At 59.0% G+C, this 22,492-nt stretch carries 17 protein-coding genes, 1 pseudogene and 1 riboswitch; of the genes and pseudogenes, 13 read left to right on the top strand and 5 right to left on the bottom strand.

All coding sequences use genetic code 11. From position 1 onward, the window contains the following. Position 1: 1 nt before the first annotated feature. Positions 2-1,279: a lipid IV(A) 3-deoxy-D-manno-octulosonic acid transferase gene (gene waaA / locus RHM55_RS17415; protein ID WP_322177549.1), complete on the top strand. Its 1,278-nt coding sequence runs from the start codon at positions 2-4 to the stop codon at positions 1,277-1,279. A gap of 30 nt (positions 1,280-1,309) precedes the next feature. Here the strand turns inward: waaA and RHM55_RS17420 are convergent, their stop codons facing one another. Beyond that, positions 1,310-2,749, bottom strand: coding sequence for a TolC family outer membrane protein (locus RHM55_RS17420; protein ID WP_322177550.1), 1,440 nt, complete (start codon positions 2,747-2,749; stop codon positions 1,310-1,312). A 179-nt stretch (positions 2,750-2,928) separates the two neighbouring features. Continuing rightward, positions 2,929-3,033: riboswitch (TPP riboswitch) on the top strand. Between the two features lie 155 nt (positions 3,034-3,188). On the opposite strand from RHM55_RS17420, the gene thiC reads away from it, so the two are divergent. Together thiC and cytX are read left to right on the top strand one after the other, a co-directional pair. Then, on the top strand, positions 3,189-5,078 hold the full coding sequence (gene thiC, locus RHM55_RS17425; RefSeq protein ID WP_219062402.1) for a phosphomethylpyrimidine synthase ThiC: 1,890 nt from the start codon (positions 3,189-3,191) through the stop codon (positions 5,076-5,078). Positions 5,079-5,191: 113 nt separating this feature from the next. Further along, entirely contained in the window at positions 5,192-6,484 is a 1,293-nt protein-coding gene (gene cytX / locus RHM55_RS17430; RefSeq protein ID WP_322177551.1) for a putative hydroxymethylpyrimidine transporter CytX, read from the top strand. On the opposite strand, the gene RHM55_RS17435 is transcribed toward cytX, so the two are convergent. Continuing rightward, a complete protein-coding gene (locus RHM55_RS17435; protein ID WP_322177552.1) occupies positions 6,453-7,199 on the bottom strand; it encodes a DUF3298 domain-containing protein in 747 nt (248 codons plus the stop codon). The genes cytX and RHM55_RS17435 overlap by 32 nt on opposite strands. A gap of 205 nt (positions 7,200-7,404) precedes the next feature. Here RHM55_RS17435 and RHM55_RS17440 point away from each other — a divergent pair. Beyond that, positions 7,405-8,021: pseudogene (locus RHM55_RS17440) on the top strand (NUDIX domain-containing protein). Beyond that, entirely contained in the window at positions 8,012-8,464 is a 453-nt protein-coding gene (locus RHM55_RS17445; protein ID WP_219062406.1) for a DUF1249 domain-containing protein, read from the top strand. Before RHM55_RS17440 ends, RHM55_RS17445 begins: the two are co-directional and overlap by 10 nt. 87 nt (positions 8,465-8,551) lie before the next feature. Here RHM55_RS17445 and RHM55_RS17450 read toward each other — a convergent pair whose 3' ends face one another. Further along, a complete protein-coding gene (locus RHM55_RS17450; protein WP_322177553.1) occupies positions 8,552-8,980 on the bottom strand; it encodes a YkgB family protein in 429 nt (142 codons plus the stop codon). A gap of 342 nt (positions 8,981-9,322) precedes the next feature. Between RHM55_RS17450 and cpdA the strand changes: the two genes are divergently transcribed. The 7 genes from cpdA (at position 9,323) to RHM55_RS17485 (ending at position 17,487) form a co-directional block, all read left to right on the top strand. After that, positions 9,323-10,144 (top strand): 3',5'-cyclic-AMP phosphodiesterase, encoded by an 822-nt coding sequence (gene cpdA / locus RHM55_RS17455; protein WP_322177554.1) that lies wholly within the window; start codon positions 9,323-9,325, stop codon positions 10,142-10,144. 106 nt (positions 10,145-10,250) lie between these two features. Further along, positions 10,251-10,868, top strand: coding sequence for a YqiA/YcfP family alpha/beta fold hydrolase (locus RHM55_RS17460; RefSeq protein ID WP_322177555.1), 618 nt, complete (start codon positions 10,251-10,253; stop codon positions 10,866-10,868). 59 nt (positions 10,869-10,927) lie between these two features. Continuing rightward, positions 10,928-12,832 carry a DNA topoisomerase IV subunit B gene (parE, locus tag RHM55_RS17465; protein ID WP_322177556.1) on the top strand — a complete coding sequence of 635 codons (1,905 nt, stop codon included), beginning with the start codon at positions 10,928-10,930 and terminating at the stop codon, positions 12,830-12,832. After that, a complete protein-coding gene (locus tag RHM55_RS17470; protein ID WP_322177557.1) occupies positions 12,832-13,809 on the top strand; it encodes an esterase-like activity of phytase family protein in 978 nt (325 codons plus the stop codon). Before parE ends, RHM55_RS17470 begins: the two co-directional genes overlap by 1 nt. A gap of 38 nt (positions 13,810-13,847) precedes the next feature. After that, a complete protein-coding gene (locus tag RHM55_RS17475) occupies positions 13,848-14,327 on the top strand; it encodes a retropepsin-like aspartic protease family protein (RefSeq protein ID WP_407074642.1) in 480 nt (159 codons plus the stop codon). A 10-nt stretch (positions 14,328-14,337) separates the two neighbouring features. After that, positions 14,338-16,596, top strand: coding sequence for a DNA topoisomerase IV subunit A (gene parC / locus RHM55_RS17480; RefSeq protein ID WP_322177559.1), 2,259 nt, complete (start codon positions 14,338-14,340; stop codon positions 16,594-16,596). A 180-nt stretch (positions 16,597-16,776) separates the two neighbouring features. Further along, entirely contained in the window at positions 16,777-17,487 is a 711-nt protein-coding gene (locus tag RHM55_RS17485; RefSeq protein ID WP_322177560.1) for a PqiC family protein, read from the top strand. Between the two features lie 113 nt (positions 17,488-17,600). Here the strand turns inward: RHM55_RS17485 and RHM55_RS17490 are convergent, their stop codons facing one another. After that, positions 17,601-19,151 (bottom strand): histidine kinase, encoded by a 1,551-nt coding sequence (locus RHM55_RS17490; RefSeq protein ID WP_322177561.1) that lies wholly within the window; start codon positions 19,149-19,151, stop codon positions 17,601-17,603. Positions 19,152-19,281: 130 nt separating this feature from the next. Here RHM55_RS17490 and serB point away from each other — a divergent pair, with 130 nt between their 5' ends. After that, entirely contained in the window at positions 19,282-20,499 is a 1,218-nt protein-coding gene (gene serB / locus RHM55_RS17495; RefSeq protein WP_322177562.1) for a phosphoserine phosphatase SerB, read from the top strand. Positions 20,500-20,568: 69 nt separating this feature from the next. On the opposite strand, the gene RHM55_RS17500 is transcribed toward serB, so the two are convergent. Then, entirely contained in the window at positions 20,569-22,371 is a 1,803-nt protein-coding gene (locus RHM55_RS17500) for a molecular chaperone (protein WP_322177563.1), read from the bottom strand. Between the last annotated feature and the right edge of the window lie 121 nt (positions 22,372-22,492).

A 22,492-nucleotide genomic window follows, 5' to 3' on the forward strand; every position in this document is an offset into this window, starting at 1 on the left:
CATGAATAGAACTCTTTATACCCTGCTGTTTCATCTCGGTTTACCTCTTGTCGCGCTGCGCCTGTGGTTGCGGGCGCGCAAAGCCCCGGCGTACGCGCAGCGAGTCAGCGAGCGGTTTTCGTTCGGTCTGCCGCCCATGCAGCGCGGCGGCATTTGGGTGCATGCAGTGTCGGTGGGTGAAAGCATCGCAGCGGCGCCGATGATTCGCGCCTTGCTGACGCGTTATCCACAGTTACCGATCACTGTGACCTGCATGACGCCGACCGGTTCGGAGCGGATCAAGGCGCTGTTCGCTGACGAGCCGCGCATTCAGCATTGTTATCTACCCTACGATTTGCCTTGGGCAGCCGGACGTTTTCTCGATCATGTCGCGCCTCGGCTCGGGGTCATCATGGAAACCGAACTGTGGCCCAACCACATTCACCAATGCGCCAGGCGCGGTATCCCGGTAGTCCTGGCCAACGCCCGACTGTCAGAGCGCTCGGCACGCGGTTATGGGCGTTTCACCAAGCTGACCCGACCGATGCTTGCCGAAATGAGCGGATTCGCCGTGCAGACCGAAACCGAGGCCCAACGCTTTCTCGATCTGGGGGCGCGGCGCGATTGCGTAGAAGTGACAGGTTCGATCAAGTTCGACTTGAGCATCGACCCGCAGCTGTTGATGCGCGCCGCTGAGCTGCGTGAGCAATGGCACACGCGCCAGCGCCCGACATGGATCGCGGCCAGTACCCACGCCGGCGAAGATGAAACCGTGTTGGCGGCGCACCGTCAGTTGCTCCTCCGCCATCCCGATGCGTTGCTGATCCTGGTCCCGCGTCACCCCGAGCGCTTCAACAGCGTTTACGATTTATGCCAGCAGCAAGGCTTCGAGACGGTTCGTCGCTCGACGGCGCAAGCGGTGACGTCAACCACGTCGGTGTTGCTGGGTGACACCATGGGTGAACTGCTGTTTCTGTACGCGTTGGCCGATTGCGCGTTTGTCGGCGGCAGCCTGGTGCCCAATGGCGGGCACAACCTGCTGGAACCTGCGGCATTGGCCAAGCCGGTCTTGAGCGGCCCGCACCTGTTCAACTTTCTGGAAATCGCTGCGCTGCTGCGTCAGGCTGGCGCGTTGGAAGAAGTGAGTGATGTGGCGGGGCTGGCGGTCGCGGTGCAGCGCCTGTTCGATCAGCCGCAGTTGGCGCGCATCATGGCCGATGCCGGCCTGACAGTGATGCGTGCCAATCAGGGCGCTTTGCAGCGGTTACTGGCAATGTTGGCGCGGGTGGCGAAGCTGTAAGGCCGTCGCAAGCCTCTGTGGGGAAGGCCGTCAATACTCCAAAGGCTTCTCCAGGTTTTTCTGTGCCGCCTTCGCCAGGTCTGGTGGCAGGAAGTCTTTGTCCGGGTTGTAGTCGGCTTTGAGGTAGCGCGACAACCCCTGCAAGTCAGCCGGGCTCAGCGTGCCCGCCGCCTGCTTCAAGCGCAGGTTGTCGATGAGGTAGTCATAGCGCGTGTTGTTGTATAAACGCACCGAGTTGTACAGCTGGCGCTGGGCGTCGAGCACATCGACGATATTGCGCGTCCCGACCTGATAACCGACTTCGGTCGCTTCCAGTGCACTTTGGTTGGAAATGATCGATTGTTTGCGTGCCTGAACCTGTTCGACATCGGTGTTCACGGCGCGGTGCAGGTTGCGGGTATTTTCCACGACCTGACGACGCAAGGCTTCGCGGCGCTGCTCGATCTGGCTCAGGCGTGCATAGGCTTCACGCACTTGTGAACTGGTCAAGCCACCACTGTAGATCGGAATGTTCAACTCAACGCCAACGCTGCGTTGTTCGACGTTGCCGCCATAATTCTGACCCGTGAAGTTGGGGTTGCTGAAACCCAGCGCGTCGTTATCCCCGCGCTTGTACGAAGCGACCGCATCGAGAGTCGGCGCATGCCCGGCTTTGCGTTGGCGCAGGGTTTCTTCAGCGGCGCTCACCGCGTAGTTACTGGCAAGCAGGTTCAGGTTCTGTTGCGACGCGGTGTCGACCCAGGCTTTGGCATCGTTGGGCGTTGGCGCCAACACGGGCAGGGTGTGGACGATGCCTTCGATGGCGTTGTAGTCGCGGTTGGTCAAGGTCACCAGCGCCTCGAACGCATCGTCTACCCGACGCTTGGCGGCGATTCGGTTGGCGCGCGCTGTGTCGTAACTGGCTTGGGATTGCAGTACGTCGGTCTTGTCCGACAGGCCAACGTCAAAGCGCTCGTTGGCTTGATCCAGTTGGCGCTTGAACGCGGCTTCTTCAGCCTTGGTCGAGGCCAGGGTGTCCTGGGCGCGCAGGACCTCGAAGTAGTCTTGCGCACTCTGCAAAATGAGGTTCTGCTCGGTCGCGGAAAGCTCCAGCGCCGCCTGCTCGTTGACGGCCTTGGCGGCCTGTAACTGGAACCAGCGATCCGCGCGGAAGATGGGCTGGCTCAATGTTGCTTGATAGGCCGTGCCGCTACGGGTAGCGGTCATTGAGGGCTGATCCATTTGAGTGCGGGTATTGCTGACACCCGCGCCTGCAGACAGGTTAGGCAGCAGACCGGCGCGAGCCTGGGGCACGATTTCCTTGCGGGCCGAGTAATCAGCGATAGCGGCAGCCAGGTCTGCGTTGTTATTCACGGCATCCTGGTACACGTTGACCAGGCCGGTCTTGGTCGGTATGGGCGCGTCTGCTGCCCAGGCCATTCCGTTGGAAGCACAAGACACGGCAAGCGCCAGTGAAAGTTTGCGCAGCATGAGACGTTCCCTAGAGTTGATAGTGCAATGAGGATGTGAAGATCGCTGCTACGGGGCACGATCCGCAACGCAGCGAGTGTAGTTCTCGGGGTTGCTCACAACAATCCTGTATATCCGCCATTTATCGAACGATATAAGAGGAAGTTGGCGTTCTGTCCATATCTTGCACTAGACTGGTCGGGTTCTTGTCGGGGTGCCTTGCTATGAGGCTGAGATCGGTTAATCCGGATCCCGTTGAACCTGATCAGGTTAACGCCTGCGTAGGGAACAAGATTTCTCGTCTCCCGGCGAGTCCTCTTGAGTGTCGTCCGGGGTCGATTGTTCAATAAATGAACAGTACGCCTCCTTTCTATACTCAGCGCCAGCCTTGGTGCGTCCGTGTCATTCAGGTTTGCTCCGACAATTAATCCGCCGCTGGATGATGCCTGGAGTGCCCGTGATGAGTAAAAAACTAAAAGACGCCACCAATTTGAGCGATTCGGCCAAGGTCGACTCGGGGTCAGTGCAGCCCTTTACCCGCTCGCAAAAAATCTATGTTCAGGGTTCGCGCCCGGACATTCTTGTGCCGATGCGTGAAGTGACTCTGGATGTGACGCCCACCGACTTTGGCGGCGAGATCAACGCGCCAGTGGTTATTTATGACACCTCGGGCCCTTACACCGATCCCAACGTGATCATCGACGTGCGCAAAGGCCTGGCAGACATCCGTTCGCCGTGGATTGAGTCGCGTAACGACACCGAGCGCCTGGCGGGGCTGAGCTCCAACTTTGGCCAGGAACGTCTGAGCGATGCCGAACTGACAGCCCTGCGCTTCGCCCATGTGCGCAACCCGCGCCGGGCCAAGGCCGGCGCCAACGTAAGCCAGATGCACTATGCGCGTCAGGGCATCATCACCGCCGAGATGGAATACGTCGCCATCCGCGAAAACATGAAACTTCAGGAAGCCCGCGCCGCCGGTCTGCTGACTCCGCAGCACGCGGGTCACAGCTTCGGCGCCAGTGTCCCGAAAGAAATCACCGCTGAATTCGTCCGTGACGAAATCGCCCGCGGTCGCGCGATCATTCCGGCCAACATCAACCACGTTGAACTGGAACCGATGATCATCGGCCGTAACTTCCTGGTGAAGATCAACGGCAACATCGGCAACAGCGCGCTGGGTTCTTCCATCGAAGAAGAAGTCGCCAAACTGACCTGGGGCATCCGCTGGGGTTCTGACACTGTCATGGACCTGTCCACCGGCAAACACATTCACGAAACCCGCGAATGGATCATCCGTAATTCGCCGGTCCCGATCGGCACCGTGCCGATTTATCAGGCGCTGGAAAAAGTCGACGGCGCGGCTGAGGACCTGACCTGGGAGCTGTTCCGCGACACCTTGATCGAGCAAGCCGAGCAGGGCGTCGACTACTTCACCATTCACGCTGGCGTGCTGTTGCGGTATGTACCGCTGACCGCCAAACGCGTGACCGGGATTGTGAGCCGTGGTGGTTCGATCATGGCCAAGTGGTGCCTTGCGCATCACCAGGAAAACTTCCTGTACACCCATTTCGAAGACATTTGCGAAATCATGAAGGCCTACGACGTCAGCTTCTCGCTGGGCGACGGCCTGCGTCCGGGCTCGATTGCCGATGCCAACGATGCGGCGCAATTCGGCGAGCTGGAAACCCTCGGCGAGCTGACCAAGATTGCCTGGAAGCATGACGTGCAGACCATGATCGAAGGCCCGGGCCATGTCCCGATGCAGCTGATCAAAGAGAACATGGACAAGCAGCTGGAATGCTGTGACGAGGCGCCGTTCTACACCCTCGGGCCGTTGACCACCGACATCGCACCGGGTTACGACCACATCACCTCGGGCATCGGTGCGGCCATGATCGGCTGGTTCGGTTGCGCCATGCTCTGCTACGTCACGCCTAAAGAACATTTGGGCTTGCCGAACAAGGATGACGTGAAGACCGGGATCATTACCTATAAAATCGCGGCCCACGCGGCGGACCTGGCCAAAGGGCACCCTGGCGCGCAGATTCGCGACAATGCCTTGAGCAAGGCGCGCTTCGAGTTTCGTTGGGAGGACCAGTTCAACCTCGGCCTCGATCCTGATACCGCACGCTCGTATCATGACGAAACCCTGCCGAAGGACTCGGCCAAGGTCGCGCACTTCTGCTCCATGTGCGGACCGAAGTTCTGCTCGATGAAAATTACCCAGGAAGTTCGGATATACGCCGCCAACCAGCACATCGAAACCGTGGATGCGGCCGTGCAGGAGGGCCTGCGAGAACAGGCCGAGCGCTTCAAGCAGGAAGGCAGTCAGCTGTACAAAAAAGTTTAAGTCTTTTGGCCTGAATGCGGGGTGTCTGACACCCCGCATCCGCGAAGAGGTCAGGCAAGGCACCAAAAAAACAAAGGGTTAACCCCTATCATCTGCTCCTCTGAGATAACCCCGTGAACCCTTCAACCAATACCTATTCCCCCGACGTCGCGGTGCCTGCGGGCAAGCGTGTGTTCGGCGGTCGTGATTTGTTTTCCCTGTGGTTTTCCCTCGGCATTGGCCTGATGGTCCTGCAAACCGGCGCGTTGCTGGCGCCGGGGCTGGGCTTGTCAGGGTCACTGCTGGCGATTTTTCTTGGCACCCTCGTCGGCGTTTTGCTGCTGGCCGCCGTTGGTGTGATCGGTAGCGATACCGGGCTTTCGGCCATGGCCGCGCTCAAGCTCAGCCTTGGCACCCGTGGCGCGTCGCTGCCAGCGGTGCTGAACCTGCTGCAATTGGTGGGTTGGGGCGCTTTCGAGATCATCATCATGCGTGACGCCGCCAGTCTGCTGGGCGCGCGTGCGTTTGCCGAGGGCAGTCTATGGGCTAACCCTCTGCTCTGGACGTTGTTCTTCGGCGCGCTGGCCACCTTGCTGGCGGTCAGCGGACCGCTGACTTTCGTCCGTCAGATACTGCGCAAGTGGGGCATCTGGCTACTGTTGGCTGCGTGTGTGTGGTTGACTTGGAACCTGCTGACCAAAACCGACTTGTCCGCACTCTGGTCGCGTGCCGGTGACGGTTCGATGCCGTTTGCCGTGGGTTTTGATATCGCCATTGCCATGCCGTTGTCCTGGCTGCCATTGATCGCCGACTACTCGCGGTTCGGCAAACGCGCCAAAAGTGTCTTTGGCGGCACAGCGCTGGGCTTCTTTATCGGCAATTTCTGGCTGATGAGCCTGGGCGTTGCCTACACCCTGGCGTTCGCGCCGAGCGGTGAAATCAATGCGTTGCTGCTGGCGTTGGCCGGTGCCGGACTGGGTATTCCACTGTTGCTGATTCTGCTCGACGAGTCAGAAAACGCGTTCGCCGATATTCACTCGGCGGCGGTGTCCAGCGGGATTCTGCTGCGTTTGAAGGTAGAGCATCTGGCATTGGCCATCGGTGTGATCTGCACCCTGATCGCCTGCTTTGCACCGCTGGCGCAGTACCAGAACTTCCTGCTGCTGATCGGCTCGGTGTTCGCACCGTTGTTCGGTGTGGTGTTGGTGGACCACTTCATCCAGCGTCGCCGCCGCAGCCAGATGGCAACAGTAGGCTTTCGCGGGATGACGCTGTTGGCCTGGCTGGGTGGCGTCAGCACCTATCACCTGCTGGCCAACATGTACCCTGACGTGGGTGCAACACTGCCAGCCCTGATTGTGGCTGGCGTGCTGCAACTGTTGCTGGGTCAGACATTCAACCGCGGCGCGGGAACAGTTCCGGCTTGAGGATGCCATTGAGCTGAAGGTAAGACATCTTCAGCTCAATGTGGCCGTTGGCATAAGGGGCAATCGTCGCCACCTCGTATTTTAGAATGACTCCGCCAGAGGTCAGGGCGACGTTAGGGGTTTTCTGGAACGGCCACGTCTTCACGAACGCGGGGTCCTGAGTGAACCGGGTGTTGATCATCCATTCTTTGTGGGCTTGCTGCGCTGTCAGCCAGAATGCCTCTTCCTGGCCCGGTAAAAGCATGTCTTGCAGGGTCAGTGCTCTGTGTTGCTGACGGGAGTAGTTGATGAATCCGCGACCGGGTGTTCCCTGTTCGTCACCGGTGTCCAGATAACTGGACAGTTCGACAATCACCAGACCGTCATGCTGGTCGCGTACCTTGGCTTGCAGATAGCTGCCGTTGTGGCTTTGCGCTTCACGCAGGAATTGTTCTTCATAGACTTTGAGCGACACCGGCAACGGTGCGTTCGGCGAGGTACGGGTCATTTTCAGCAAGGACTTCTCGACAAGACTGTCGAGCGTCGGCTCGCTCTGAAAATGCACCGTATCGACGTTCACCAGTGGGCAGTCAGCCACGGTGCAGCCCGGCTTGATCTGTTCCGAGGCATCACGCCGGACTTCAAGCGGTGCACGCATGTCGGGCTGGAACAGGCTCTGGCAGGCGCCCAGCATCAGTGCGATGCACGCGAGCGAAGTGATCCTCAAAATTGACATGTTGATCCTTGGCAGTAACAAAAAAAGCGAGTTGACGTGTTTCGACTGCAAGCAGCCCCATCAGTTCGCCACTAGGCTAATTAGAAGTTGTTTGCGACCTGGCCGTCTACCCCGGTTGCCCCAATGACTGGTTTAAAGGGCTGCATCCGGTGAAAGACCGCGCTAGGATGGCGCGAAGTCGACGTGGGCCAGTAGCGAGAACTATATGAGTGATACGACCAGATCCGTCCCGGTGGCGGTGGCAATTACGAAGCGTGAAAACTGCTTCAAGGGTTTTTACCGCCTCGACCGCATGCACCTGCGCCACGAGCTTTTCGGTGGCGGCATGAGCAACGAAATCAGCCGTGAGTTGTTTGTTCGTCACGATGCGGTGTGCGTGCTGCCCTACGATGCCAAGCGCGACGAGGTGGTCCTGATTGAGCAGTTTCGAGTCGGTGCACTGGGCAAGGTCGATAACCCGTGGTTGATTGAGCTGGTGGCCGGTCTGATCGACAAGGACGAGGAACCAGAAGAGGTTGCCCACCGCGAGGCAGAAGAGGAAGCTGGACTTACTTTCAGTGCGATGTTGCCGATCACCAAGTACTTTCCATCGCCGGGTGGCAGCAGTGAATACGTTCACCTGTACTTGGGGCATTGCGAAAGCGAGGGGCGGGAGGGTTACACGGGCTGGAAGCGGAAGGCGAGGATATTCGCGTGACGGTGTGGTCGCTGGACGATGCGCTACAGGCCGTACGTGATGGACGAATTTTCAACGCGGCCACTCTTATTGCATTGCAATGGCTGGCATTGAACCGTACTGAAGTCAGGGGGCAATGGTCGTGAACCTTGTGCGCGAGCGCTACCGTGTTGACCTTGTCGGGCTGCAAGCGGCCTGCGAGGCCAACTATGCGCGCTTGATGCGATTGCTCCCCGACATGCGCAACCAGCAACGCTCGCGTCGGGTGGCCGTCACCCAGGGCGATCAAATGCTCGGTGTGCTGGCCGTCGAAGTGCTGCTCGATTGTCCGTACACCACCACCCTGCAAGTGCGTCAGGAACACAGCCTGCCGTGGCTGCCGGTGCCCAAGCTCGAAGTGCAGGTCTATCACGACGCCCGCATGGCCGAAGTCATCGGCGCCGAACATGCCCGCCGGTTTCGCGGCATCTACCCTTATCCCAATGCCGCCATGCACCAGCCGGATGAAAAAGCCCAGCTCAACCTGTTTCTTGGGGAGTGGCTGAGCCATTGCCTGGCGTGCGGGCATGAGTTTGAAGTGGTGCGCTAAGGCGGCTGTGGAAGGGCTCTATTAAACAGCTACGCGCGGGGAGTTTTCCCCTGTCGCGCGCTGAAGTGACGTGAATCCATTACAGACTTACTGTTTTGTGGGGGCACTGCGGACGGCGATCAAATCATGCTTGAACAGACTAAATGATGCGGCCAACAGTACAGCGTCTTTAATAAGGAAAGAGGTAGCGCTGCCCATGGCAGGGAAACCGCCAGCAGATGCTTCCCATCCACTTGGTGTAGAAATGATGAGTGTCAAGGTAGTGAGGAACGTGACGACGGAGGCCGCGGCTGCGACGACAGAAACCCTTGGCATCCAGGCTCCGACCACCAATCCCAAGCCAATGGCCCATTCGGCCACGCCCAGCGCATAGCTTGCGCCTTGCACGCCAAAGGCCGGGTACAGCCATGAGAATAGCGCGCTGTTAGACATCAGCGGGATCAGCGATTGTGCCTCGTAAGGGAACCATTTGGTGTAACCAAACAATGCAAAAATCAACACGAGCGTCCAGCGCATGAGTTGAACATCGATGTTGGAGTGGCAAAGGCGATTCAGGGCGCATCCGTGCATGGGTAAATCTCAGTGTTATGGGGGAGATTTCAATATAGCCGGCGTCTTGTTCTGCGTTGCCGTGTAGACATATCTGGAATGAACTTTGCTGGCTATGTCCGCTCGTTACCCTCATTGTTCGGCCTCCATGTGAGGGAAAGAGTCTTGCACGCTATGTCTGGTTGTCTGTCAGAGATAAGTCGATGTAATGCAGATTTTGATATCCCCTCAAATGTAAGCCGAATCGTTGGACAGGTTTGCCGCCTCTACCATCGGCCGCCATAATCGTCGCAGACCCCGCTCAAGGAGATGGCCTTGCCGAGCCCCCCCAGCCCTATCGCCGATTCTTCAGTCCTGCTGGTCCAGCTAACCGACAGCCATTTGTTTGCCAATGCAGACGAAAAGCTGCTGGGCATGAGTACCTTTGAAAGCCTGAACAAGGTGATTGAGTGCGTCCTGGCTGAGCAGTCGCAGATCGACCTGCTGATCGCCAGCGGTGATTTGTCCCAGGACGGCAGTCTTGAGTCCTACCAGGCGTTTCGTCAGGCCAGTGGGCGGATTCAGGCACCGGCGCGTTGGTTTCCCGGGAATCACGATGAGGTGCCGGCGATGACCGAGGCTGCGCGGCAGAGCGATTTTCTCGCGCCGATCATCGATCTCGGCCATTGGCGTATCACCCTGCTGGACTCTTCGGTGCCTGGTTCGGTGCCGGGGTATTTGCAGGATCAGCAATTGCAGCTGTTGGCGCAGTCCCTGAGTGAAGAGCCTGATCGCCACCATCTGGTGTGCCTGCACCACAATCCAGTGAACATCGGTTGTGCCTGGATGGACCCCATCGGCCTGCGTAACCCCGAGGCGCTGTTTGCCGTGCTTGATCGATTCCCGCAGGTGCGCGCTGTACTCTGGGGCCATGTCCATCAGGAATACGACCAGCTGCGCAATGGCGTACGGCTGCTGGCCTCACCGTCCACCTGCATTCAGTTTGCACCGGGCAGTGTCGAGTTCAAGGTCGACAGCACCGCGCCAGGCTACCGCTGGTTGCGTCTGCACGCAGACGGCCGCCTTGAAACCGGTGTGTCGCGGGTAGAGGGGCTGGCCTTTGACGTGGATTACAGTGGCCGAGGTTATTGAGCGATCCGTCCTGATTTGAGTGGGAAATGTCTGAAGGCGAGTCAACGGGCGGCAGTCCCTGTAAACTGCGCGTCTTTGCTTGCGCTCAAAAGTTTCAGGAGGGAATGTGACCGGCGAACCATCCACACTGTTGTATATCCATGGTTTGAACAGCTCGCCGCGCTCAAAGAAGGCCAGCCAGTTGTCGACCTTGATGCAAACGCTTGGCCTCGATGAGCATTTGCGGGTGCCGGAGCTGCATCATCACCCGCGTCAGGCGATTGCTCAGCTCGACGCATTGATCACCGAGCTGGGTCGACCGCTGCTGGTCGGCAGCTCCCTCGGCGGCTACTATGCCACTCACTTGGCTGAGCGCCATGGCCTCAAGGCTCTGCTGATCAACCCGGCAGTCATGCCACATCGGCTGTTCGACGGGTATATCGGTACCCAACAGAATCTTTACAGCGGTGAAAGCTGGGAGTTGACCCACGACCATGTGCAGGCTCTCGCCGAACTGGAAGTGCCCGCCCCGCAGGATCCGTTGCGCTTCCAGGTGTGGTTGCAGACAGGTGATGAAACCCTGGACTACCGCAGTGCCCAGTCCTATTACCGAGCGTGCGCCTTGCGCATTCAGCCTGGCGGCGATCACAGCTTTCAGGGCTTTACCGAGCAGTTGCCGGCGTTGCTGGGTTTTGCAGGCTTTGCCCCGGCGCTGCTCCAGGCGATTGATCGTTCTGTGCTGTAACACCTGTAATCAATTGACTGATATTCCGAAATTTCACGAACGACTGATGACGAGACCCCATGGCCAATCCCAGCGCTAGCTCTTATAACGCAGACGCCATCGAAGTCCTCTCGGGCCTCGACCCGGTACGCAAACGCCCGGGCATGTACACCGACACCACGCGGCCGAACCACCTCGCCCAGGAAGTTATCGACAACAGCGTCGATGAAGCCCTTGCCGGGCATGCGAAATCGGTGCAGGTCATTCTTCACGCCGACAACTCGCTGGAAGTGTCCGATGACGGTCGCGGTATGCCGGTGGACATTCACCCGGAAGAGGGTGTGTCTGGCGTCGAGCTGATCCTGACCAAACTGCACGCGGGCGGCAAGTTCTCGAACAAGAACTACCAGTTCTCAGGCGGCCTGCACGGCGTGGGGATTTCCGTGGTGAACGCGCTCTCGAACCATGTTCGGGTCCGGGTCAAACGCGACGGCAACGAATACGAAATGACCTTCGCTGACGGCTACAAAGCCAGCGAACTGGCGGTTATCGGCACGGTTGGTAAACGCAATACCGGGACCAGCGTGTACTTCGCTCCGGACCCTAAATATTTCGACACGCCGAAATTCTCTGTCAGCCGCCTCAAGCATGTGCTCAAAGCCAAGGCGGTATTGTGCCCGGGGCTGTTGGTCAGCTTCGAAGACAAAGCCACCGGCGAGAAAATCGAGTGGCATTTCGAAGACGGCTTGCGTTCTTACCTGCAAGATTCGGTCAGCGAGTTTTTGCGTCTACCGGATGAACCATTCTGCGGCAGTTTCGCCGGTAATAAAGAAGCCATCGATTGGGCTTTGCTCTGGTTGCCCGAGGGTGGCGACAGCGTTCAGGAAAGCTACGTCAACCTGATTCCTACCCAGCAGGGCGGGACCCACGTCAACGGCCTGCGCCAGGGTTTACTTGACGCGATGCGCGAGTTTTGCGAGTTCCGCAACCTGCTGCCGCGTGGCGTCAAACTGGCGCCCGAAGACGTCTGGGAGAAGATCGCGTTCGTCCTGTCGATGAAAATGCAGGAGCCGCAATTCTCCGGCCAGACCAAAGAGCGGCTGTCATCGCGTGAAGCGGCGGCGTTCGTCTCTGGCGTGGTCAAGGACGCATTTAGCCTGTGGCTCAATACGCACTCCGAACTCGGTATGCAGTTGGCGGAATTGGCGATCAACAACGCTGGTCGTCGCCTTAAGGCCAGCAAGAAGGTTGAGCGTAAACGCGTCACTCAAGGCCCCGCGCTGCCTGGCAAGCTGGCCGACTGCGCCGGACAGGACCCGATGCGTTCCGAGCTGTTTCTGGTCGAAGGCGACTCCGCTGGCGGTTCGGCCAAACAGGCGCGAGACAAAGAGTTTCAAGCGATCTTGCCGTTGCGCGGCAAGATCCTTAATACCTGGGAAGTCGATGGCGGTGAAGTGCTCGCCAGCCAGGAAGTGCACAACATCGCCGTGGCCATCGGCGTTGACCCGGGTGTGGCCGACATCAGCCAGCTGCGTTACGGCAAGATTTGTATTCTCGCCGACGCCGACTCCGACGGCCTGCACATCGCAACGTTGCTTTGTGCGTTATTCGTCCAGCATTTCCGCCCGCTGGTGGACGCGGGCCACGTCTACGTTGCAATGCCGCCGCTGTACCGGATCGACCTGGGCAAAGAGATCTACTACGCGCTGGATGAGTCGGAGCGTGACGGGATTCTTGATCGTCTGATCGCGGAGAAAAAGCGCGGTAAGCCACAGGTCACCCGATTCAAAGGCCTGGGTGAGATGAACCCGCCCCAGCTTCGCGAAACCACCATGGACCCGAACACCCGGCGCCTGGTCCAGCTCACCCTGGACGATTACGCGGCGACCTCGGAAATGATGGATATGTTGCTGGCAAAAAAACGCGCGGGCGACCGCAAGACCTGGCTCGAATCAAAAGGCAATCTGGCCGAGGTTCTCACTTGATGAGAGGCTGGTTCGTCGCGTTATGGCTGATCGCTTCACCGGTATTCGCAGCGCCGCTGGCTGAACTGAAGATGCTGTCCGAACATGCGGTCGAGGGCATGGTGGGCGGTAATCTGTCGGGACTGGCGTCTTGCAATGGCGAGCTGTGGACAGTATCGGACCGCGATGATGCCTTGCTGTACAGGCTCGATACCTCTTCGGTGGTGTGGAAGGCCGAGGCGAATACCATTGACGTGCCGACCGTGCCGGACAGTGGTCTGGCGTTGAGTGTGCGTTCGATGGTCGGGGCGTCGTCGCTGGTTCGTGGGGGCGCCCTGGATTTCGAAGGCGTGACGTGCGACGCGGCGGGGAATCGTTACCTGGTCAGCGAGGGGTACGCGGCGGTGCTGCAAGTGCCTGTTTCCGGCGCGCCGAGTTGGTTGAAGCTGCCGCCGAGTCTGGTCCGCCAGGCGCGTGCCAAGGGAATGCTCCAGCACTTCAATGCGATCTTCGAGGGTATCGCGATCAATCCGGCCGGAGATCGGCTGTGGCTGGCGGCCGAGCGGCAGAAGCGCGGGTTGCTGGTGGTCCATCGTGATCAGGCTGCCTGGAGCTGCAAAGGGGGTTGCGTGATCCTCAGTGAGGCGGGCAAGCAAACCATGCCGGCGCAAATGGACAGTCGCGAGGCGCCAAAAGACTTTTCCGATATTTCGCTGTTCAACGGCAAGCTGTTTACCCTGGAACGCGCCGCATATCGAGTCTGTCGTCGCGATCTGGACACTGGGAAGGTCGAGCTTTGCTGGTCGTTCGCCGATGATGCATTGGTGCCGTCGCGACGTTATTCGCAGCCTTACGGACTGGCCGAGGCGCTGGTTATAGACGCGGAAGGCGCCTGGATCGGTGTCGACAATAACTTTGGCGCCCGAGCCGATGGCGAGAAACGTCCGATAGTCTGGCGTTTCGCGGCACCCGAGGGTGGTTGGAGCGCCAAGCCGTGAGTCAGCAACTTCCCGGCAAGCGTGCGGGCCGCGTGCTGATGATTCTGGCGTGGGGTGCTGCGCTGTTTCTGGCCACACGCTTTTTCGGGCAGTGGGAGGCGCGCCAGGAAAACCCCAATACGGAGGTAACTTCGCAACACGGTGATGGCTATATCGAAGTGCAACTGCTGAGCAACGGCCAGGGCCATTTCGTCAGCAGTGGTCAGATCAATGGCCAGACGGTGCAGTTTTTACTGGATACCGGCGCCACCGACGTTGCGATTCCCGGCAAGGTAGCCGATACATTGCGACTCAAACGCGGCACGCCGGTGACGGTCAATACCGCCAATGGCCGGAGCGAGGGGTTTCGCACCACGATCGACCGTCTGCAAGTGGGCGATATCGTCCTGCATGACGTACGCGCCCTGGTGGCGCCCGGTCTGGAAGGCGAACAGATACTGCTGGGCATGAGCGCAATGAAACAACTTGAATTCACCCAGCGCGGCGGCACTATGCTGCTGCGCCAGACCACGAAATGATGAGGCTTGCATGAGCAATTCCCTTGACCTCAGCCTGGATGGCGTAGAACGCCGATCACTGGCTGACTTCACAGAACAGGCCTACCTCAACTACTCCATGTACGTGATCATGGACCGTGCCCTGCCGCATATCGGCGACGGCCTGAAGCCTGTACAGCGGCGTATTATCTACGCCATGAGCGAGTTGGGGCTCGATGCCGACTCCAAGCACAAGAAGTCGGCGCGTACCGTCGGCGACGTTCTCGGTAAATTCCACCCCCATGGCGACTCGGCCTGCTATGAAGCCATGGTGCTGATGGCGCAGCCGTTCAGCTATCGCTACACGCTGGTCGACGGTCAGGGTAACTGGGGCGCGCCGGATGATCCGAAGTCCTTCGCCGCCATGCGTTACACCGAAGCCCGGTTGTCGCGCTATTCCGAAGTGCTGCTCAGCGAACTGGGTCAGGGCACGGCGGATTGGGTACCGAACTTCGACGGAACCCTCGACGAGCCGGCCGTGTTGCCGGCGCGCCTGCCGAATATTCTGCTCAACGGCACCACCGGCATCGCCGTGGGCATGGCCACTGATGTACCGCCGCATAACTTGCGTGAAGTCGCCTCTGCCTGCGTGCATTTGCTCGATGAGCCCAAGGCCACGATCGAAGAGCTGTGTGAGCACATTAAGGGCCCGGATTATCCGACCGAAGCGGAAATCATCACCCCGCACGCCGATCTGCTGAAAATGTACGAAACCGGCAAAGGCTCGGTGCGCATGCGTGCGGTGTATCGCATCGAAGACGGCGATATCGTCGTCACTGCGTTGCCGCATCAGGTGTCCGGCGCCAAAGTGCTGGAGCAGATCGCTGCGCAGATGCAGGCCAAGAAGCTGCCGATGGTCGCCGATTTACGCGACGAGTCGGATCATGAGCATCCTTGCCGCATCGTGATTATCCCGCGTTCCAATCGGGTCGAACTCGACGAGTTGATGCAGCATCTGTTCGCCACCACCGAGCTGGAATCCAGCTACCGGGTGAACATCAACATCATCGGTCTCGATGGCAAGCCGCAACTCAAGAACCTCAAGGCGTTGCTCAGCGAGTGGCTGGTGTTCCGTATCGGCACCGTGCGCCGACGTTTGCAATTCCGTCTGGACAAGGTCGAGCGCCGCCTGCACCTGTTGGACGGTTTGCTAACGGCTTACCTGAACCTGGATGAAGTCATCCATATCATCCGCACCGCAGAACACCCGAAAGCGGAGCTGATCGAGCGGTTCGCGCTGTCGGAAATTCAGGCTGACTACATCCTCGACACGCGTTTGCGTCAACTGGCTCGCCTGGAAGAAATGAAGCTGCGGGCCGAGCAGGATGAGTTGCGCAAGGAACAGGCGCGTCTGCAATCGCTGCTGGGCAGCGAAACCAAGTTGCGTAAGCTGGTGCGCACTGAGCTGATCGCGGACGCTGAAACGTATGGCGACAACCGTCGCTCGCCTATTGTGTCCCGCACTGAAGCCAAGGCGTTGTCGGAAAACGAGCTGATGCCGACCGAGCCGGTCACAGTTGTGCTGTCGGATAAAGGTTGGGTGCGTTGCGCCAAGGGTCACGATATCGACGCCACCGGTCTTTCCTACAAAGCCGGGGATAGCTTCAAGACCTCGGCCGCCGGGCGCTCCAACCAATTTGCGGTTTTCATTGACTCTACGGGGCGCAGCTACTCGCTGCCGGCACACACCTTGCCGTCCGCCCGTGGCCAGGGCGAACCGTTGAGCGGTCGTCTCACGCCGCCGCCGGGTGCGAGCTTTGAATGTGTACTGTTGCCGGACGACGACGCGCTGTACGTCATCGCTTCCGACGCAGGCTATGGCTTTGTGGTTAAAGGTGAAGACCTGCAAGCCAAGAACAAGGCGGGCAAGGCGTTGCTGAGTCTGCCTAATGGCGCCAAGGTGATTCTGCCGCGGCCAGTGGCTGATCGTGAGCAAAACTGGCTTGCGGCAGTGACCACTGAGGGACGCTTGTTGATTTTCAAAGTCAGTGATTTGCCGCAGCTGGGCAAAGGCAAGGGCAACAAAATCATCGGTATTCCGGGCGAGCGTGTGGCCAGCCGCGAAGAGTACGTGACCGACCTGGCGGTGGTCCCGGAAGGCGCGACATTGGTGCTGCAAGCCGGCAAGCGCACCCTGTCGTTGAAGGCTGATGACCTCGAGCATTACAAAGGGGAGCGCGGTCGACGCGGTAACAAGCTTCCCCGAGGCTTCCAGCGTGTGGATGCATTATTGGTCGAAAGTAGCCTGTAATGCCGGAATAGAGCGCTCGGTCTTCATTTGGCCATGATGGCCGACGCATAATCGCTGGAGTCATGAGCAATATTCACGGATGATATGACGTCTTGAGTCACCAGCGTGGCTGAGTGCCTTCATGTATTTTGTGAGTATTGACGCTGTGGTGTGCCTTGTGGCGACTACCTGGATGGGATGATGAATTTTTTACGCCTTCCTTTTGTTTTATTAATGACCGGCGTAATTGGGCTTGCCGGTTGCAGCATGCAACAACCGACTTCGTTATATCAGCTTGACGCCGGTGAGCCGGGTCAACCTAAACAAAGTGCAGGGCTGGCTGTTTTGTTGGGGCCGGTTTCAGTGGCCGATTACCTTCAACGTGAAACCCTGTTGCAACGGCAGCCGGATGGCAGCCTGACGGCATCGGCCGATGGTCGCTGGGCGGGTAGTCTGTCTTCTGACATCGATCAACTACTGTTGCGCCGACTGGCCTGGAAGCTGGACAGTCAGCGGGTGGTGCTGGCACCGGCTGTCGCTGGTTTTACACCGGATGTGCAGGTCTTATTGTCCATTACCCGGCTTGATTCGGGTGTAAGCCAACCAGCGGTGCTCGATGCTCAGTGGCGCTTGCTTGATCGCAGGGGCCAGGTTCGCGATAGCCGACTGATTCACCTGGAAGAGCCCCACGTCGGGACCTCTGCTGCACAGGTAAAAGCGCAGGGCGTACTTTTGCAGCGTCTGGCCGATCAGTTGAGCGTTGCGGTCAAACCCCTGGCCAACCAGCCTGCGGACGAACCTAAAAAGCAGCCTTCGGCTCAGACTCGCACTAATAAAGAGCAAGATCAGGGCAGACCAAAGATTCCCTTGGCTTCACCGATTCGTACGGATATGGAAGTGTTCCGCTTCTAAGGAAGTGGCTCCACCGCCCAATAAAAAGCCCACAGCGATGTGGGCTTTTTATTGGGCGGTGACTCACCAACACCTTCAGGCTGGCGCAGGCTTATCCGCGATGGCGGTATCCGCTAAACCTTGCCCCGGCTCTCATGCATCCGCGCCAGTTGGCGTTCGAGCATGGATGGGTAGGGTTCCATCAGCCGTTCGACGCAGCAAGCGCCTTCCGGGCTGGCGATAGGTCGGATACGGGCGCGTTGGCGGATCAGGACATCATCACTGATCTTGCGCTCCACCAGCAGCAGGTTCCGGCTGTGTTGTGACAGCGCAAGTGCATCTTGGGCGGTTTCGGTCAGCAACAGGTCGATTTGACTCAAACCGAACAGCCCGTCACTCAGGGTCAGGCCTAACTGCAATTGCAGAGTGATGCCGCTGTCGGCGACCTCGATCTGCAAGGCATGGCCCAGGGCGCGCAGGAGCTCGCCACAGCAAATTGCGTTGGTCAGGTAATCCTCGCCACTGTCCTGGCTATGGAACAGCATCAGCGTGCTGCCATCGTTCAGGGTGTGCAGTTCGCTTTGATACAGCGATGCCGCCTGATCCAGGCAGTCACGGTAACGTTGCAGCAAATCGGTCAGGCGAGCGCGGGGCAAACGGCGCAGTTGATCCTGGGCGCCAAGCTGTACGGCCAGTACCGCACTGTGTTGCGGCTGGCTCGGGACAATCGGAGCGTGCTTGACCACGGGTGCGGGGGTGGAATGATCACGCAGATCGGCGAAGGGGTCTTCTTCGTCCTCTTCATCTTCTTCCGCGACGATGCGCCTCGGCGCTTGCGCTGGCAGGCGAGGTTTAGGTGCTTCATCGAAACCAGGTTCGTGCAGGTCGTTCGCGGTAAACCCGGGTTCGTCGTCCTCTTCGGTTTCAAGGTGCGGATCGTTGCCAGCGTGTTCGTCGTATTCGGGTTCCGGAACGGGCTGAGGTTCAGGCGGTTCGGGCGCGAACGAGGCGTGCAGTTGACGGGCCAGGTCGCCGATTTCATCCTGACGCTCGGTGGCGGGTGTGTGCTCGTCGATATCGCGCAGCCACACGCGCAATTGCAGCAGGGGCGTCGAGATATAACGACCCAGACGCAAGCTCAGCGCCAGTGCCAATGCCAGCAGAATGCCGCTGAGGATGCCCATGCTTTGCAAGCTGATGGTCATCGGCTGCTGGAATTGCGCCATGTCCAGGCTGATGCGCAGATGCCCGGCGATCACGTCCTGGAAGGTGATTTTGATCTCGTACAAGCCTTCGGCTTCACCCAGCAGGCCGTTTTTAGGGCGCTGACCGGCTTCTGCAAGGATGCGGTTATCCACGCTGTAGATGGCTGCGTGGGCCACTAGCGGGTTCTTCACCAGATTGCCCAACAGTACGTTGAGACTGAGGATGTCGTTGGACACCAACAGTTCCGTGGCGGACGTCGCGGTTTGCGTGGTCAGGGCCTGGCCGAGGGCATCAGCCTGTTCGTGCATGGCCTGCTTGAACTGCAGGCCCATCACGCAGGCATAGATCACCAACGCCAAGGCGACCAGAATCACGTTATGGCTGGCTATGCGCAAAGCAAGCGGTACACGCCTATGGCGCAATGCCCGAAAGATCAGCAGGAAAAAATTATCGGTTTTAACTGGCGTGGGCCGGTTCACTGAGCACGGTTCTTTTGGTGAAGTTGCCGGGCAGTATAGCGACCGACCCTTGAGCGGCAAAGCGCTCGCTGTGCCCGATGGTCACTGAAAGTGGTTAGAATGCGGTTTTTTTCCACTGCGGGGGTGCGCCTTGCGCGAAATCGTCCTGATAAACATCACTGGTGAAGACCGTCCGGGTCTCACTGCGGCCATTACCGGGGTGCTTGCCCAGGGTGGGGTGAATATTCTCGATATTGGTCAGGCGGTGATCCACGACACGTTGTCGTTCGGCATCCTGGTTGAGATTCCGGGAACCGAACAAGGCTCCTCGGTGCTTAAAGACATCCTGTTCACGGCTTACAAGCTTGATCAGCAGGTGCGCTTCACGGCAGTTTCCGAAGAGGACTACGCGCACTGGGTCAACGGGCAGGGCAAGGCGCGGCATATCGTGACGTTGCTCACCCGTAAGGTCACGGCCGAGCAATTGCAGCGTGTCAGTTCCATTACCGCCAAGTATGGCCTGAACATCGATCAGATTGATCGCCTGTCGGGACGCATGCCGCTCGATACGCCAGCCGATAAAGGCAAGGGTTGCATCGAGTTTTCCGTGCGCGGCGAGCCGGCCGATCCAGGTGCGATGCAGGCCGAGTTCCTCAGCGTGGCGCAAGAACTCAATGTTGATATCGCGTTCCAGCAGGACTCGCTGTTTCGGCGCAACCGCCGTCTGGCGGTATTTGACATGGACTCGACGCTGATCGAGGCTGAAGTTATCGACGAGCTGGCCAAGGCGGCCGGTGTCGGCGAGCGGGTGTCGGAAATTACTGAGCGGGCCATGCGTGGCGAACTGGATTTTCGCGCCAGTTTCAAAGAGCGACTGGCGCTGCTTAAAGGCCTGGACGTCAGTGTGCTGGATGAAATAGGGGCTTCGTTGCGTCTGACCGAGGGCGCTGAAACCCTGTTCGCCGAGCTCAAGAGATTGGGCTACAAGACTGCGATTCTGTCGGGTGGTTTCACTTATTTCGCCAAACAGCTGCAAGCCAAGTTGGGCATCGACTACGTGTTCGCCAATGAATTGGAAGTGGTCGATGGCAAGGTTACCGGCGTGGCCATCGAGCCGATCGTCGATGCTCGACGCAAAGCCGACCTGCTGCGTGAGTTGGCGCACAAAGAAGGCCTGAGCCTTGAGCAGACGATTGCCGTCGGTGACGGGGCCAATGATTTGCCGATGTTAGCGATTGCCGGTCTTGGCGTCGCTTTCCGAGCCAAACCGCTGGTCAAACAGTCGGCCAAACAGGCGATCTCGACGCTGGGGCTGGACGGGATTCTATACCTGCTCGGTTTTCGTGATCGGGATGGGCGGGGCTTATAAGGTTTTTGCTCCCTCAGTCTGACTGGGGGAGCAGGCTTGCCTACCAAGTGCTACCAGGTGCGCCGCCTGTTACAAAGACGTCCACAACGAGTCGAACTCTTGTCCGGACGTCGCATCTTCGGCGCCGCCGGCGATGCCTTTCTTGCGTGGCGCCTCAATCGTCTGGTATTCGAACTGATTGAAGCTGCCGGTGCCGGTACGACGCTTGCCCAGGCCGGCCCGACGCTCTTCGCCGTTGGTGTTGATCCTTACCTTGTTGCCTTCCTGAAAGGGCAGGCGCGGCGCCAATAACGTCGCTGGCTGGTCGATTGCGCGCACTTCAGGCAGCAGCAGTGCCCGCAGGTATTGGCTGCTTGGCTCGCTGACGCGTACCAGTTGCAGGCCGCATGGCTGAGCATAGGGTGCAACCAGTTCAATACCCATTTGCGTGCCGCCACCGCGAACCTGACGAATCCAGCGCACGACCGCGATACTCCAGCCCTGACCGGCACCGTCTTGAATGCCGACCATTTCCCCTGCCTGTAACTGAGGCGGAACGTCTTTGGGCCACGCCAGGCAGTAGCCGCCCGGACTGTGGTTGATAACGTTCAGGGCGTGGGTCGGGAACGTCTGCTGGGCGTTGGACACCGGGTCGCCACCGTCCACTTCGGCCTGCTGATACTGAATCTCCTCGTACGGCAGCATGCTGTCCGATGTGCCGTCACGCTCACTGTCGAAGGTGGTGGCCCACGCATCGGTGGAGGCGATTTTGGCGAACTGCGTCGTGAACTGTGCAGTCTGACTGACGGCGGGCAGTTTGAGCATCTCGCTGAACGACTTCTGTCCGCCCAGGTAATAGTGCAGGGCGTTCATCCCAAGGCACAAGGTCAGGGTGCCTTGGCCGGCCGTGCGCTGAAACGTCCGTTCGGAGACGTCGCCCCAGGCCGCCGCCAGGTGTTGCAACAGATCCAGAGTGAAGCCGTGGGGTACTAGCAGCGGCGATTGCCCGCGTTTCTCCTCGGGCAAGTCCAGGTAGTCCTTGATGGCTGCCGCCAGTGGCAGTGGATTGATGCCCAGCAGACCGGGCAGTTGCTCATCAAGGAACAGTGACTTGTAACGCGGTGGCGCATCGACGGTCTGTGCTACAGCGAACAGGCTGGAGTCTTCCGCTGGCGATTGCAGCTTGATCAATGCACTCCAGGACCCGAGGACTTCGGCCAAGCGGCCGATATTGAGCTGACGCATCTGGTTACAGCGCGAACAACCCAAGAGCAAAGCCACCCCATACGTTTGCTCGATGCTCAGCGTCTGGGTATGGCTCGCCAGGCTGTCGGGCACGGCGATGTTATTTAACTGATGCTGACGCGCAATCAGATAAATCTGATGCAGCTCAAGCCACAGGCCCTCTGGTACGGGGCAATACAGTTGACTGGCGCGAATCAAAGAGCCATTGAGGCAGTGCATAGCGCGCTGCATGGCGGTGGTCAGCAGCGAAGCTCTATCTTTAGTCAGGTTCGGCGAGACGCGCGCGGTGATCTGTTTGTAGCCAATGGCCAAGTGGTTTTGCAGGGCCTGGCAGAGGTTCGCAACTTTGCGCGGGCGTTCGTCGAGCACAATCGCCTGACTGAGGAAGTGCCGCTCAAGGTTCTTGCAGACGTAATAAACCTCGGGGCGCAGGAGTTCGAGCAATTGCAGGCGGTTGTCGCTGGGCGTCAGTAACTGGTTGAGCTCGCCCATACCTTGGTAGAGCAGGCGGGCGGTTTCACCGAGATTGGCTTTGGGCAGGCTTGAGATCCAGCGTTTCAGGTCGCGCGGAGTGGCATCGCAGAACGACAGGCTCGACTGCGTTGGCGTGGGTACACGCAGCAACAGCTCCAGACTTGAATTACTCATTTGCTCGACAAACTCCAACAGCACAATGGCTCGAGCGGCTGCTCATCTGAACATTGCCAGATTCGACTTTAGCAGCATAGGCGTGCAGTCGCAGCCTTTGATGATCGAGTACCGCCGACGG

The organism is Pseudomonas sp. MH9.2 (assembly GCF_034353875.1).
GTDB lineage: Bacteria > Pseudomonadota > Gammaproteobacteria > Pseudomonadales > Pseudomonadaceae > Aquipseudomonas.